The organism is Arthrobacter sp. 01T419, assembly GCF_056398865.1.
In genome coordinates this window covers 18,076-32,282 of record NZ_JBFTQF010000013.1, presented here as the reverse complement: position 1 = coordinate 32,282, position 14,207 = coordinate 18,076, and the positions used below count along the sequence as shown (strand labels likewise).

13 protein-coding genes and 1 tRNA gene are annotated in these 14,207 nt (G+C 64.3%); 7 read left to right on the top strand and 7 right to left on the bottom strand.

The genetic code is table 11. The annotated features are described in order from the left end of the window. Positions 1–191: 191 nt before the first annotated feature. Entirely contained in the window at positions 192–1,460 is a 1,269-nt protein-coding gene (locus AC1DLO_RS17050; protein ID WP_476890871.1) for a CoA transferase, read from the top strand. A gap of 34 nt (positions 1,461–1,494) precedes the next feature. On the opposite strand, the gene AC1DLO_RS17045 is transcribed toward AC1DLO_RS17050, so the two are convergent. Further along, positions 1,495–1,567, bottom strand: a tRNA-Lys gene (locus AC1DLO_RS17045). Between the two features lie 271 nt (positions 1,568–1,838). Here AC1DLO_RS17045 and AC1DLO_RS17040 point away from each other — a divergent pair. From AC1DLO_RS17040 to AC1DLO_RS17030, 3 genes are all read left to right on the top strand, one after another. After that, the gene (locus tag AC1DLO_RS17040) at positions 1,839–2,498 is read left to right on the top strand and encodes a hypothetical protein (RefSeq protein WP_476890870.1); all 660 of its coding nucleotides are present in this window, start codon (positions 1,839–1,841) and stop codon (positions 2,496–2,498) included. Between the two features lie 238 nt (positions 2,499–2,736). Continuing rightward, on the top strand, positions 2,737–3,354 hold the full coding sequence (locus AC1DLO_RS17035) for a DUF47 domain-containing protein (RefSeq protein WP_184740672.1): 618 nt from the start codon (positions 2,737–2,739) through the stop codon (positions 3,352–3,354). 1 nt (position 3,355) lies between these two features. Next, complete coding sequence (locus tag AC1DLO_RS17030) at positions 3,356–4,369, top strand: inorganic phosphate transporter (RefSeq protein WP_476890869.1); 1,014 nt, start codon at positions 3,356–3,358, stop codon at positions 4,367–4,369. 14 nt (positions 4,370–4,383) lie between these two features. Here AC1DLO_RS17030 and AC1DLO_RS17025 read toward each other — a convergent pair whose 3' ends face one another. Both AC1DLO_RS17025 and AC1DLO_RS17020 read right to left on the bottom strand, forming a co-directional pair. Then, positions 4,384–5,058 (bottom strand): response regulator, encoded by a 675-nt coding sequence (locus AC1DLO_RS17025; RefSeq protein WP_476890868.1) that lies wholly within the window; start codon positions 5,056–5,058, stop codon positions 4,384–4,386. Then, positions 5,055–6,632 (bottom strand): sensor histidine kinase, encoded by a 1,578-nt coding sequence (locus tag AC1DLO_RS17020; RefSeq protein WP_476890947.1) that lies wholly within the window; start codon positions 6,630–6,632, stop codon positions 5,055–5,057. Before AC1DLO_RS17020 ends, AC1DLO_RS17025 begins: the two co-directional genes overlap by 4 nt. Positions 6,633–6,886: 254 nt before the next feature. Here AC1DLO_RS17020 and AC1DLO_RS17015 point away from each other — a divergent pair, with 254 nt between their 5' ends. The 3 genes from AC1DLO_RS17015 to AC1DLO_RS17005 are packed head-to-tail and all read left to right on the top strand — an operon-like array spanning position 6,887 to position 9,934. Next, on the top strand, positions 6,887–7,894 hold the full coding sequence (locus AC1DLO_RS17015) for a Bug family tripartite tricarboxylate transporter substrate binding protein (RefSeq protein ID WP_476890867.1): 1,008 nt from the start codon (positions 6,887–6,889) through the stop codon (positions 7,892–7,894). Further along, a complete protein-coding gene (locus AC1DLO_RS17010; protein ID WP_476890866.1) occupies positions 7,891–8,412 on the top strand; it encodes a tripartite tricarboxylate transporter TctB family protein in 522 nt (173 codons plus the stop codon). Before AC1DLO_RS17015 ends, AC1DLO_RS17010 begins: the two co-directional genes overlap by 4 nt. A 1-nt stretch (position 8,413) precedes the next feature. Further along, positions 8,414–9,934 (top strand): tripartite tricarboxylate transporter permease, encoded by a 1,521-nt coding sequence (locus AC1DLO_RS17005; protein WP_476914533.1) that lies wholly within the window; start codon positions 8,414–8,416, stop codon positions 9,932–9,934. Positions 9,935–9,963: 29 nt separating this feature from the next. Here the strand turns inward: AC1DLO_RS17005 and pstB are convergent, their stop codons facing one another. The 4 genes from pstB to pstS form a co-directional block, all read right to left on the bottom strand. Beyond that, a complete protein-coding gene (gene pstB, locus AC1DLO_RS17000) occupies positions 9,964–10,743 on the bottom strand; it encodes a phosphate ABC transporter ATP-binding protein PstB (RefSeq protein ID WP_184740670.1) in 780 nt (259 codons plus the stop codon). A 48-nt stretch (positions 10,744–10,791) separates the two neighbouring features. Next, on the bottom strand, positions 10,792–11,901 hold the full coding sequence (pstA, locus tag AC1DLO_RS16995; protein ID WP_184740669.1) for a phosphate ABC transporter permease PstA: 1,110 nt from the start codon (positions 11,899–11,901) through the stop codon (positions 10,792–10,794). Further along, positions 11,901–12,833, bottom strand: coding sequence for a phosphate ABC transporter permease subunit PstC (gene pstC / locus AC1DLO_RS16990; RefSeq protein ID WP_184740668.1), 933 nt, complete (start codon positions 12,831–12,833; stop codon positions 11,901–11,903). Before pstC ends, pstA begins: the two co-directional genes overlap by 1 nt. A gap of 138 nt (positions 12,834–12,971) precedes the next feature. Further along, a complete protein-coding gene (gene pstS / locus AC1DLO_RS16985) occupies positions 12,972–14,090 on the bottom strand; it encodes a phosphate ABC transporter substrate-binding protein PstS (protein ID WP_184740667.1) in 1,119 nt (372 codons plus the stop codon). Positions 14,091–14,207 lie beyond the last annotated feature (117 nt).

The window sequence follows — 14,207 nt, the reverse complement described above, 5'->3', positions numbered from 1 at the left end:
AGTCTGGCAGACGACAATCAAAGTTGATCGCCGGTGTAGGCCCGTTGAGAATGGGGAGTGTGAACGACAGCTTCGCTGATGTGATCTCACGCGTGTGGCACACAATCGGCGCCGATGACGACAGCGCGGATTGGCCAGCCACTCAGCTAACGACGACCGGGCCACGGGCGGTCCTCCCGGCGGCTTTTGACGTGACAGGACTTGCGACGGGAGCGGTTGTCGCCGCGACGGTGGCTGGAGCGCAGTTCCTCGCCGCTCGCCGGGACTCGCGGCCGCAAGCGGTGACCGTAAACAGTCGGGAGGCGTGCGCCGCGTTCGCGTCCGAGAGGCTGTTTAGCCCGATCGGCTGGATCCAACCGCCACTGTGGGACCCCATCGCCGGAAACTATCGTGCGGCGGACGCTTGGATCAGGCTGCACACCAACTACGCCAACCACCGCGCCGCCGTCGAGCAGGTGCTGGGCGCCCATGACCGCGAAACCGTCGAGGCCGCAGTGGCCGGGCTGCGCGCCGAGGAGTTGGAGACGGCGATCGTGGAGGCGGGCGGATGTGCCGCCGTCATGCACGACCGCCGCCAGTGGCTCGCCTCGGCTCCGGGGGCGGCGACCGCGGACGCGCCGCCGCTGACCGTCGTCGAGCGCCGGTCGCCCGGCATCCGCACACCGAACGCCGTCGGGCAACTGCCCTTCGACGGCGTGCGGGTGTTGGACCTGACGCGGGTGATCGCCGGACCGGTGTGCACCAAGTTCCTCGCCGGCTATGGTGCGGACGTGCTGCGGATCGACCCGCCGGGCTTTGACGAGGTGCCGTCGCTACTGCCTGAGACGACGCTCGGCAAACGTACCGCCGCTTTGGATCTCACGACCTCAAGCGACCGCGCAACCTTCGAAGAACTGCTCGCGGGTGCCGATGTGCTCGTATCGGGACTGCGAGGCGACGCGCTGAAACGCTTAGGCTACGACGACGAGGCCCTGACCGCCGTGAACCCCGGCCTGATCATAGCCAGTCTCGACGCCTACGGCTGGGTTGGTCCGTGGCGCAATCGCCGCGGGTTCGACAGCTTGGTCCAGATGAGCTGTGGCATCGCCAGCGACGGAGCTAACGCCACGGGACGGGCGGAGCCGACCCCGCTGCCCGTCCAAGCTCTCGACCACGCGACTGGCTGGCTCTTGGCCGCGGCCGTCGCCCGTGCTTTGACCCGGCGTCTCACCCACTCTGTGACGGCGCGCATCCAGTCCTCGCTGATTGGCACGGCCAACTTGTTGTATTCGCTCACCCCGCCGAGCGAGCACCCGCCCACGCCCGCACCCGAAGACTTCACCCTCGTGGCAACCAACACCGCCTGGGGGCCGGCGCGACGAGTGCCTCTCCCCGGACGGATCGACGGCACCCCCGCACACTGGTCGGAGCATGCAGGACCGCTCGGCCGTCACCCAGCCAGGTGGGTCACGCACAAGTAAACCCCCGGAACCTCATGGTTCCGGGGGTTTTGGGTGGGCCCTGTGGGGATCGAACCCACGACCCACGGATTAAAAGTCCGATGCTCTACCAACTGAGCTAAAGGCCCCTGCTGACTGTAGAAACAGCCATAAATACTGTACCTCAAGCTCAGGGGCGTTTTGACACCGCCGGCCCGCGCGCCGTCGTTACCTCTTTTGAACCAAACCCCGACGACGACGCGCGGCCACAACGGCGTGTCGGGGCACTTACGGATCCAAACATGGGGAGAGCGCGACGGCGCCGCCCCCGCGCCCCGGACCCCGCGCCCCACGCAACAGACCCCACATCTGCCACCGTTCAAGAGTGCACGAGCGGAAGCACAGGAGTAGCGTTGGGGCATGAGCGAACAATCGGGATCTCCTGTGTACGGCGGGGCGAACAGGCATCACAAGCCGAAACCCTTCGCGCCGATTGACTTCGAGCCGTTCGCCGGCGGAGCGGACCCCGCGCGCGTGTCCGAAGCCGCACACCTTGCGGCTCAGGCACTTGTGCGGCGCGGCCGCGATAGCGACGATCCCAAGATCACCAGGCGCCTCGTGAAGCTCGCCGACGAGCAGGGCCTCGAAGCCATCGCCGAGATGTGGGCCGAGAGCCCTGCCCGGTCCTTGCCCGGCGCTTTGTGGCGGCTTTATGCCCTGCGCGCGGCCACCATGCAGAATTCCGAGCGGATCTCCGTGTACTTCAAGGCCGGCCGGGACACCGCGCAGGTTTCACATGTTGTGGCGGGAGCCGCGGAGCCCCCGGGAGCCGACGAAATGAAGCAGATGGCGGACGCCATCCTTTCGGGAGCGTTCGACGGCGATTTCGACGTCGCGCTGGAACGCTCGGCTGCGTTTTGCCGCGTCGTCGCGCTCGGCCAAGCCACCCTGGCAGACAGCGCAGAGCATTCGAACGAAGGCCACGCAAGCAAGTTGACCCGCAATTCGCATCAGCTCGTCAAGACCGCTGAGGATCTGGAGCACGCGGCCAACGCATGGCGTCTGGGCGAGCTTGATTGACGTGAAATACAAGGGAGTGGGGCCACCGCAACCACTCCGAGCGCCAACTGTCAATGTTGACTTAGCTCGGCCGACGTAGAAAACTGAAACTGGTGTCGAACCGCGAAACCCCCGGGCTTCAACTTATAGCCGCTTCGAGCGGCCTACCGCCGAGAGGCGTATCCGGTTCGGCACCATTTTTATGCCCTTCGGCGAAGACGCCGCTCAGTCCCCGTCCACCTCGCCTACCGGAAGCCAAATGAAGCTGCGTCTCTTCCCCCAAGAACCCGCCGGTTTGCAGTTGCTTTCGCAGATGGCTCGTCAGATTCTTGAGGCCACAGGGACGCTTTCTGAGATCTTCGGAGCCCCGGTCGCGGAGCACGAACGGCTCGTGGAAGAGATGCACGAACACGAGGCGAAATCCACCGATCTGCATTTCGCCTTGCTGACCCACATGCGCACGAGCTTCGTGAACCCGCTCCCCCGCGAGGACATGTACGCCCTCTCCCGCTTCCTCAACGAGGCAATGGAGAAGCTTGACGCCGCTGGCGAACTCGTGGCCCTCTACAAGCTGGACCGTCTGCCTAAGCGCGCGGCGGACCAGCTGGAGATCATCAGCCGCCAGGCAGAACTCACGGTTGATGCCATGCGCCAGCTGGACGATCTGGACGAGCTCGAAGACTACTGGATCGAGGTCCTCCGGCTGGCCAAGCGTGCCGAACGAAGCCACCGCACTTGGGTGGCAGAGATGCTGCGGGACATGAAGTCGGCACAGTTTTCGAGGAATCGTGACGTGGCCAACCAGTTGGTGGACGTCACCAAGGACATGCGCCGCATCGCCACCCAGGTAGGCAGCATCATCGTCAAGGAAGCATGAGGTGGTGGTCGCGTTCTTCGCCCTCGTGGTGACGCTGGCGGCTGGTTTCGCGTTCCTCAACGGCTTCCGCGATGTCTCCACCGCCGTCGCCCTCTCCGTACGGACCCGCGCCCTCACTCCTTCTGTTGCCGTAGTTTTGGCGGCCGTTTTCAATTTTGCCGGGGTGCTCCTCAGCGGTGGGTTCGCCCTGATTTCCAGCCAATCGTGGGTAGTTCTTCCCCAGGGCATGAACGGGCTGAGTGTCCTCGCTTCGGGGTTGTGCAGCGCCATCCTTTGGGGAACTTACGCTTGGTGGCGCGGCGTGCCCCTCTCGTCAACGCACGCCCTGGTGGGAGGCCTGGTCGGCGCTGGAGCTGCAAGCGCAACCATGGGAGGCAGCCACATCAACGGGGTAGACAGTATTCTCCTGGTGCAAGTGGTCCTGCCGTTGCTGCTGTCCCCGGTGATTGCTTTCCTCGGCGCCTATCTCCTCGTGTGGCCCGTCACGTGGGCGGCGCGTTACACCCAGCCCGACGTTGTGCACGGCCGTTTCCGCCATGCCCAGTCCGTCTCGGCCGCCGCAGTGGCTTTCGGCCACGGACTGCAGGACGGGCAGCGGACTGTAGCCGTGATACTGCTCGGCGCTGTGGCGGCAGGAGTGTCCGACCACGACGATCTCCCGTTCTGGGTCATCCTGCTGACTGCTGCCATGCTCACGGCGGGGACGCTTTGTGGTGGCTGGCGCATCTCCTACACCTTGGGTTACAAGCTGACCAGGGTGGACCCGCTGCGGGGATTCGTCGCCCAAAGCCTGACTTCGCTCATGCTGTTCGTCGGCGCCATCGGGCTCCATCTGCCTCTTTCCACCACCCACACGGTGACGTCGGCGGTGCTCGGAGCAGGGACCAACCAGAACTTTTCCGTCACCAACCGTCGGATGGTGCTGCGGATCCTGGGGTTCTGGGTTGCGACGCCGATCGTCACCGCCGCAGTGGCCTTCGTCCTTGGATTGGCACTCTCGCCGCTGTGGCGCTGAGCCCGGCGACCCTGCTAACCCGCGCTCCGCCACACGTATCGACGCTCCGGCCGGCCCACTCCCCCGTAGCGGAGCTGGACGGTGACCAGGCCTTCCTCGCTCAAGTATTCAAGGTAGCGCCGGGCGCTGACCCGGGAGGTCCCCAGGACATCGGCGGCTTCGGTTGCGGACAGGTCCCGCTCCGATTCCTTCAGCAGCTGCTCTACCATCCGCAGCGTCTCCGCGCTGCAACCTTTGGGCAGGGGACGTTCACGCCGGTTGAGGCCGAATACCCTGTTCACGTCGTCCTGCTCGGCCGTGGACTTGGACGCTGCGAGCGAACTGTACGCGCGCTGGTAGTGCTGGAGGCGTTCGCTCAGGTCGTCGGCGGAGAAGGGCTTCATCAAGTAGTGGACAATGCCGCCGCGGAGGGCACGGCGGACAGTGTCCACCTCGCGCGCCGCGGTAATGACCAGCACGTCAAGCTCGGGCAGTGCCTCGCGGAGCTGGTGCAACAAATCGAGGCCGCTGATATCAGGCAGGTGGATGTCCAGGAGGACCAGGTCCGGTTTCAGGCGTTTGGCCTCGTCCAAGGCCTGCGCGCCCGTATGTGCCACGCCGGCCACCGAGAAGCCCGGGGCCTGCCGGACGAATCCTGAGTGGACCTTGGCCACCATGAAGTCATCGTCGACTATCAGGACATTGATCATTCGCTGGGGCTCCGCTTCTTGAGGCGGGCGGTGAATACGGCACCATCGTCGTTGTGGACGCTCACTTCTCCGCCCCGCCTCAGACATGCTAGCCGGGTGAGCGCCAATCCAAAGCCGCGCCCGCCGTCGGCCGTTATCGCTTTGGTAGTGAATCCCTGCCGGAAAATATCCGCCATGCGCTCCTCGGCGACACCAGGACCGGAGTCGCGCACGGTGATCACCACGCTGTGAGGATCTTCGTCCAAAGTCACGCGGACGGTTGCGTCGGGAGAGCCCGCGACGGCGTCCATCGCGTTGTCCACGAGGTTGCCGACGATGGTKGTCAGGTCCCGCGAGAGCCGCTCGTCGACGCGTCCTAGCATCGAGTTCTGGTCCAGCTGCAGTGTGACGACCCGTTCGGCGGCCAGGCTGGCTTTCGCGATGAGCATGGCCGCGAGCGCAGGGTCGTGGATGCGGGAGGTGACGTCGTCGTGCAAGCGTGTGCGGCTGAGGCTGACGCCACTGACGAAGCTGACCACCTCGTCGTATTCCTTGAGCTGGATCAGTCCCGAAATGGTGTGGAGCTGGTTGGCGAACTCGTGGGTCTGGGCGCGCAGGGTGTCGGTGGTGGTACGGGTGGCCCCGAGCTCCTTCTCCAAGGTGGAAAGCTCCGTACGGTCCCGCAAAGTTGTCACCGATCCGATGACCCGCCCGTGTGAAAGGACGGGTTTACGGTTCAGAACCACTACCCGCTCTCCGGCGAGCACCAGACGGTCCGGGTCCGGCTGTTCCGTGGTCAGGACCTCGCGCAGCTGCTGTTCCGCTCCAAGGTCGTTGAGCTTGCGGCCAACGCAGTCCTCCGGCAGTCCAAGGAATTCCCGAGCACTTTCGTTGGCCACCGTGATTCGTTCGTGCGGGTCCAGGGCGATGACCCCTTCCTTCACGCCGTGCAGGATTGCTTCGCGGTGCTCCACGAGGCCGGCGATTTCCTCGGGTTCAAGTCCTAGCGTCTGCCGCTTCACTCGCCGGGACAGCATGATGGAACCGGCCGTGCCCAACGCCAGCGAGACTCCCAAATATGTGAGCAGGTCTGGGACGGCGTCGCCCAGCCTCTCCCACACCGAGGGGTAATTTCCGCCGACGGCAACGATCCCCACCATCCGGCCCTCGTCGTTGAGCACCGGGACATGGGCCACAAGGGAGACCTTGCCATTCATGCTGACGGCACCGGTCCACGCGCGCCCCAAAAGGACGTCGCTATCACCCAGATCGAGCAACATACCGAGCTGGGAGGGGTCGGGCGAAGTCAGGACAGTGCGGTCCGGTTTGGCCAGGATGACGAAACTGGAGCCGGACACAGTCCGGGCGGATTCGGCGACGGCGGGAAGTGCGGCGCCCTGCCTTGGCTCCGCGCTGGGAAGCAAGGAACGGACCACGGGCATCGCAGCGAGGGATTCGGCAGCTGACAAGGCTCGCCGCCCTTCCACGCGCTCGAAGGTCTGGACCGATTGGGCAAGCGAGATGAGAATGACCCCGACCAGCACGGCGAGCACAATCAGCAACTGCAGCCCCAGATATTGACCCGCCAGCGACATCCGGCGGCGGCGCAGGATCCTTCGCGCTCCGGCAGCTTTGAGCACAGCTTTTCCTTTCCGCATCCGGGCCAGCCGCGTGCAGGCCATTCTGCTTCGCGGCTTTTCCGCGCGGGGTCTGTTCCATTATCGGCCCACAAACACATACGTGACCCTGACCACAATGAACACAATGATCTTTGAGAACACAAGCGTGACCTGCGTCACTGCCACCCATAGCGTGAAGACACTCCCACCAATGATGAGAAGAGGAATACATGCGTCCAATGAACGCACTGCGCGCCATCGCTGTCGCTGCAGGCCTTGCCGTCGCGGCCACCGGCTGCGGCGTGACCGGCGGCGCCGACGCCGGAAAGACGAGCAACGCTCCTGCCGGCCCGCTGACCGGGCTCCGGATCATGGTCCCCAACACCCCCGGCGGCGGCTACGACACGACGGCCCGCACAGCAGCCAAGGTCATGGGTGACACTAAGACCGCTACGAACGTCGAAGTCTTCAACCTGGCCGGCGCCGGCGGCACAGTCGGCCTGGCGCGCTTGGTCAACGAAAAGGGCAACAAGGACCTCGCCATGCTCATGGGTCTGGGCGTGGTTGGCGCCAGCTACACCAACAAATCCGAGGCGAAGCTGACGGCCACCACTCCCCTCGCCCGCCTCATCCAGGAACCCGGCGCCATCATGGTCGGCAAAGATTCCCCGTACAAGACCATCGACGATCTGGTGAAGGTCTGGAAAGAAGACCCCTCCAAGGTTTCGGTCGGCGGCGGCTCCTCCCCTGGCGGCCCTGACCATTTGCTCCCGATGCAGCTCGCCAAGGCAGTTGGCATCGACCCCAAGAAGGTCAACTTCGTCTCGTTCGACGGCGGCGGCGACCTGCTTCCGGCGATCCTTGGCAACAAGGTCGGCTTCGCGGCCTCCGGCGCCGGTGAATACCTCCAGCAGATCAAGTCCGGCGAAGTACGCGTGCTGGCCACGAGCGGCGAGTCACGTCTGGAAGGCGTTACTGCCCCGACACTGAAAGAATCCAAAATCGACCTCGTCTTCACCAACTGGCGCGGCATCGTGGCTCCTCCCGGAGTTTCCGACGCCGACCGCGACCGTATAGTGGACGCCCTGACCAAGATGCACGCAAGCGATGAGTGGAAGGCAGCCCTCAAGACCCGCGGCTGGTCCGACGCATTCATCACCGGAAATGAGTTCAAGACCTTCCTCACGGACCAGGACAAGCGGGTGGCCGACGTACTGAAGGAACTGGGGCTGGCGTGACGCAGCAAGCCACCACCGCCGGAAACCCGGCGGCAGGCAAAGGCCGCTCCGAGCTCGGCATTGCTGCCCTGCTCGGGGTGGCCGGCGCCGTCGTTCTCTGGGACGCATCTCGGCTCGCAGTCCCGTATTCAGTATCAGATCCCGTTGGTCCCAAGACCCTGCCAATCATCATCGGGAGCCTGCTCCTCGTCACTGCCGTGCTGCTGGCCGTCAACGTCCTGCGCGGCGGCCGCGGCCAGGCCGAGGAGGGGGAGGACGTGGACCTGAGCCATCCCTCGGACTGGAAGACCGTCCTGCCCCTGGCTGGCGCCTTTGTCCTGAACATCCTGCTGATCGACGTTGCCGGCTGGGTCGTCTCCGGAACGCTGCTCTTCTGGGGCAGCGTGTGGGCGCTGGGTGGCCGCAACTACGTCCGGGACGGGGTGGTCTCCGTGGCCATGGCCCTTCTGACTTTCTACGGCTTCTACTTCGGGCTGGACATCAAACTCCCCGCCGGCATCTTGGCAGGAATCCTCTGATATGGATACTTTCAATCTGTTGCTACAGGGGTTCTCCACCGCACTAACCCCCATGAACCTCATGTTCGCGTGCCTTGGCGTGCTCCTTGGCACCGCCGTGGGCGTGCTGCCAGGTATCGGCCCGGCCATGGCTATCGCGCTGTTGCTGCCCCTGACCTACAACCTCGAACCCACCAGTGCGCTCATCATGTTCGCCGGCATCTACTACGGCGGTATGTACGGCGGCTCCACCACGTCCATCCTGCTGAACACCCCAGGCGAATCGTCCACGGTCATCACCGCAATAGAGGGCCACAAGATGGCAAAGGCGGGCCGGGCCGCACAAGCCCTGGCCACGGCAGCCATCGGTTCCTTCGTGGCCGGCACCATTGGAACCGCGCTTTTGGCGGCGTTCGCCCCCTTGGTGGTGAAGTTTGCGGTGAGCCTGGGTCCCTCCAGCTATCTTGCCATCATGGTCCTGGGCCTGTTGACCGTGACCGCGGTCCTTGGAGCCTCCAAGCTTCGCGGCTTCGCATCCCTCGGCCTCGGTCTGGCCATCGGCCTGGTCGGCATGGACCCGGTGACCGGTCAGCAGCGTCTGGTCTTCGGTATTCCCCTGCTGAGCGACGGCCTGGACATCGTAGTGGTGGCTGTGGCGATCTTCGCAGTCGGCGAGGCCTTCTGGATCGCCGCCCATCTTCGCCGCAGCAAAATGTCCACCATCCCGGTAGGCCAGCCATGGATGGGCAAGCAGGACTGGAAGCGCTCTTGGAAGCCGTGGCTCCGCGGAACCGCGCTTGGCTTCCCGTTCGGCGCCATGCCCGCGGGCGGCGCCGAGGTCCCCACCTTCCTGTCCTACTCGGTCGAGAAAAAGCTCACCAAGCACCCGGAGGAATTCGGGCACGGCGCCATCGAAGGCGTGGCCGGTCCCGAGGCCGCGAACAACGCCTCCGCTGCTGGGACGTTGACGCCTCTGCTGGCGCTCGGCCTGCCGACTAATGCTACGGCGGGCGTCATGCTTGCCGCCTTGATACAGTTCGGCATCCAGCCCGGTCCGCTGCTCTTCCAGAACGAACCCATCCTGGTCTGGGGACTCATCGCCAGCTTGTTCATCGGGAACACCCTGCTCCTGCTGATCAACCTGCCCATGGCACCCCTGTGGGCCAAGCTGCTGCGGATTCCCCGGCCGTACTTGTACGCCGGGATCCTGTTCTTCGCAACACTGGGCGCGTACGCGGTCAACCTGCAGACGTTCGACCTGGTCATCCTGCTGGTATTGGGTGCCCTGGGCTTCGCCATGCGGCGCTTCGGGCTCCCGATCCTGCCGCTGATCATCGGCCTGATCCTAGGCCCTCGGATCGAAAGTCAGCTGCGCAAGGCGTTCCAGCTGAGTGCGGGCGACATCTCCGGGCTGTGGAGTGAGCCGCTCGCAGTCGGCGTCTATGCGGTTGTGGCACTCATCCTGGGGGCGGTCACCTTCCCTGGGGACCGCCGCCGTCGGGCTTTGCGCAGTGGGCCCACGCCGGCGAGGGCCCCGGCCTGAGCTTGCGAAGGCTGGGAGCCGGTGGGGACTTATCCGAAGCGGCCGGAGACGTAGTCTTCCGTGGCCTTCTGGGACGGGTTGTTGAAGATGGTGGTGGTGTCCGCGAACTCGATGAGCTTGCCGGGCTTGCCGGTGCCGGCGATGTTGAAGAACGCCGTCTTGTCGGAAACGCGAGCGGCCTGCTGCATGTTGTGAGTCACGATCACCACGGTGTACTCGTCCTTGAGCTCATTGATGAGGTCTTCGACAGCCAAAGTGGAGATCGGGTCCAGCGCAGAGCAGGGCTCGTCCATGAGGATGACCTGCGGTTCCACGGCGATGGCCCGGGCAATGCAGAGCCTCTGCTGCTGGCCGCCGGAGAGTCCGGAGCCCGGTTTCTCGAGGCGGTCTTTCACCTCGTTCCACAGGTTGGCGCCGCGCAGGGACTTCTCCACGAGAGCGTCGGCTGCGCCCTTGCTGATCTTCTTGTTGTTCAGCTTCACGCCGGCCAGCACGTTGTCGCGGATGGACATGGTGGGGAACGGGTTGGGCCGCTGGAAGACCATGCCCACCTGGGTGCGGACAGTCACGGGGTCCACGCCGGGACCGTAGAGGTTGTCGCCGTCGAGCAAGACTTCGCCTTCGACGCGCGCGCCCGGCAGCACCTCATGCATGCGGTTCAGGGTGCGAAGGAAGGTGGACTTGCCACAACCGGACGGACCGATGAACGCCGTCACCGATTTGGCCTCGATGTTGATGTTGACGCCTTCAACGGCCAGGAAGCTGCCGTAGTAGACGTTCAGATCCTTGACGTCGATCCGCTTAGACATGGTGTTCCTTCGGTGCTGTGGTTGGAAGTTTGCGGGTGGCTTGGCAGCTCAACGGCCGGCCTTGGGAGCGAAGATCCGGGCGATCAGCCTGGCGCCGAGGTTCAGGAGCATCACCAGGATGATCAGGACCAGCGCGGCACCCCATGCCCGTTGGCTCGACGGGTCCGGGTTGGACGGCGAGGTCGGGTTCAGGATCTGCGTGTAGATGAACGTGGGCAGCGAGGCCATCCAGCCACCGAACACGTTGTTGTTGATGCTGGTGGCAAACCCTGCTGTGACCAGGATCGGCGCCGTCTCGCCAATCACGCGGGCGATCGCCAAGGTGACGCCGGACGCGATGCCGGAAATCGCCGTCGGGATGACTACCTTGAGGATGGCGCGCCATTTGCGGACACCCAGTGCGTAAGCCGCCTCACGGAGTTCGTTTGGCACGATCTTGAGCATTTCCTCGCTGGAACGAACCACCACCGGGATCATGAGGACTGAAAGCGCGACGGCGGCAACCGCACCGGTCTTGGTGCCTGGGCCCACCACGACGAAGAAGAAGGCCGCCGCAAAGAGGCCTGCCACGATCGAGGGGATGCCGGTCATGACATCGACGAAGAACGTGATGGCGCGGGCCAAGACCCGGTCGTTGCCGTATTCCACCAGGTAGATCGCGGTCAGCAAGCCGACGGGCACCGAGATGACGGTGGCCAGCAGGGTGATCTGCACGGTACCCAGGAGAGCGTGGTAGACGCCGCCGAGGACCTTGGTGCCTTCTTCGACGCTCTTGTTGTCGAAGGCGCCCGTGACGCCGTTCATGGATGTCGTCAAGAAGCCGGGAGTGATGATGCCTGGGATGCCGTTCACCAGTACAGTCCAAATGACCGAGACCAGTGGCAGCAGGGCGACGAGGAACGAGCCGACAATCAGGCACGTGGCAAGCTTGTCGCTCGCCTTGCGTCCGCCTTCTACGGCAGCGCTCCAGCCCACCAACCCGATCGTGAAGAGGATGGCGGAGACGAGGCCCCAGCCGAAAGCGTTGAAGCCGATCAGGGCAAGGATTGCTGCGCCGAGCACCAACGCGACCGCGAGGACGATGTACGGTGCGAAGGCGGGCAACTGTCCCTTGGTGAGGGCGGAGCGTTTGCGCGCCACGGGGGCAGTGACAGTCATTAGTTGGCTCCCGAGAATTCTTTGTGCTTGGTGATGATCCAGCGTGCAATCATGTTGACACCCAGCGTGATGACGAACAATACCAAGCCGGCCGCGATCAAAGTACTGACCTTGAGTCCGCTGGCTTCGGGGAAGTTCAAGGCGATTTCCGCGGCGATGGTCTGGTTTCCGGACTGGATCAGGCTTGCGGTCAGGACGCCGGAGGAGAGAACCAGCGCGACAGCCATCGTCTCGCCAAGTGCACGGCCGAGGCCGAGCATGATGGCGCTCACGATGCCGGGACGGCCGAACGGCAAAACAGCCATCTTGATCATTTCCCAACGCGTCGCACCAAGGGCCAGAGCGGCTTCCTCGTGGAGCTTCGGGGTCTGCAGGAAGATTTCGCGCGACAAGGAGGTGATGATCGGCAGCACCATGACCGACAGGACAATGCTTGCGGTCAGGATGGTCTTGCCGGTAGCGGAGGCCGGGCCCTGGAAAATCGGCAACCAGCCCAAGTTGCTGGCAAGCCAGCCGTAGGCGGGCGAAATCTGCGGGGCAAGGAAGGCTGCGCCCCACGCGCCGTAGACCACGGAGGGAATGGCAGCAAGGAGGTCCACCACGTAGCCCAGGCCCGAGGCAAGCCTGCGGGGGGCGTAGTGCGAGATGAACAACGCGACGCCGATAGCGATCGGGGTGGCGATCACCAGCGCGATAACGGCGGCAATCAGGGTCCCCAGCACGATCGGCCAAATGTAGGCGAAGAAGCCGTGGCCGCCTTGGATGTCCGCTGGCGGTGCCACGAGCGCCGGAATGGCCTGAACAACAAGGAAAAGTGCGACGCCGAAGAGGACTACGAGGATCAGGCATCCCGCGGCCAAGGTGGCTCCGGAGAAGACCTTGTCCCCGGCGCGTCCGGCACCTTGGGAAGTGGTCAAGGAGTTGGTGGTCACTTCACGATCCTTCAGATTCATTCAAAAATGGCCAAGTTCCCCGCCCCGCCCGGTGATGTTTCACCAGCGCGGGACAGGGAACTTCAATATTCAGGGTAGTGGTACCGCCGTACGCGGCACTACTACTCCGTTGTGGTCCTAGGCCTTGGCCTTGATGGAGTCCACGGCAGCCTTTGCCTTGTCCTGCAGCGCCTTGGAGAGCGGGGCGGACTTGGCGGAGCCGGCGGCAGCCTGCTGGCCGGCGTCGGAGACTACATAGCTCTCGAATGCCTTGACCAGGTCAGCAGTTTCCTTCTTGTCGTACGTGGTGCAGACGACGTGGTAGGAAACCAGCACTACCGGGTAAGCAGAGGAATCCGTCAGGGTGCGGTCAAGCTTGATGGAAAGGTCGCCCGCGGGGCGGCCAGCAACGGGCTTGCCCAGTTCGACAGCCTTTGCGGCAGCGCCAGCAGAGATCTTGACGAAGTCCGAGCCAACCTTGATCTGCGCAGTGCCAAGCTTGCCGGAGACTGCAGAGTCGTCAGCGTAGGTCACAGCACCGGGGGTGTCAGTGACAGTCTTGACGACGCCGGAGGTGCCCTTGGCGTTCTCGCCCTTCAAGGAAGCAGGCCAAAGGCCAGCAGCCTTGTCGGTCCAGACCGAGGGAGCAGCCGACGCCAGGTAGTCCGTGAAGTTCTGGGTGGTGCCGGAGTCGTCAGAGCGGTTGACCGGGGTGACCTTGAGGTCCGGAAGCGTAACGCCGGCGTTCATCGCGGCGATCGCGGGGTCGTTCCAGTTAGTGATCTGGCCGCGGAAGATCTTCGCAACCGTGGTGGCGTCGAGCTTCAAGTCCTTGACGTTGGGGATGTTGAAGGCGACGGCGATCGGGGAGATGTAAACCGGGATGTTGATGGCGCCATCGGTGCCGCACTTGGTCTTGGAGCTGGCGAGCTCGGCGTCAGTCAAGAAGGCGTCAGAGCCTGCGAACTGCGCGGAGCCGTCAAGGATGGCCTTGCGGCCTGCGCCCGAGCCGTCCGGGGAGTACTGTACGGATGCGCCCGAGTTGGCGGAAGCGAATGCGGTCTTCCAAGCGTCCATAGCGGCGCCCTGCGCCGAGGAGCCGATACCGGTCAGCGTGCCGGTGACCTTCACGCCGGCGGCGCTCTGGGTGGCTGCGGGGGCGCTGGTTGCGTTGTCCGAACCGCAAGCGGTCAGCGCAAGGGCGCCGACTGCGAGGACCGCGATTGCCGCGTTGCGGCCGAAGCGAGTTACCTTCACTGGATGTACCCCTTCCAGGGATTCTCTGATGCGTGCCGAGGGAGAAAGTCGGCAGACTGAAGATTTGCGTACGAGTTTGTACCTTGATTGACGGTAAGAGCCGCAGGTAACGGGATC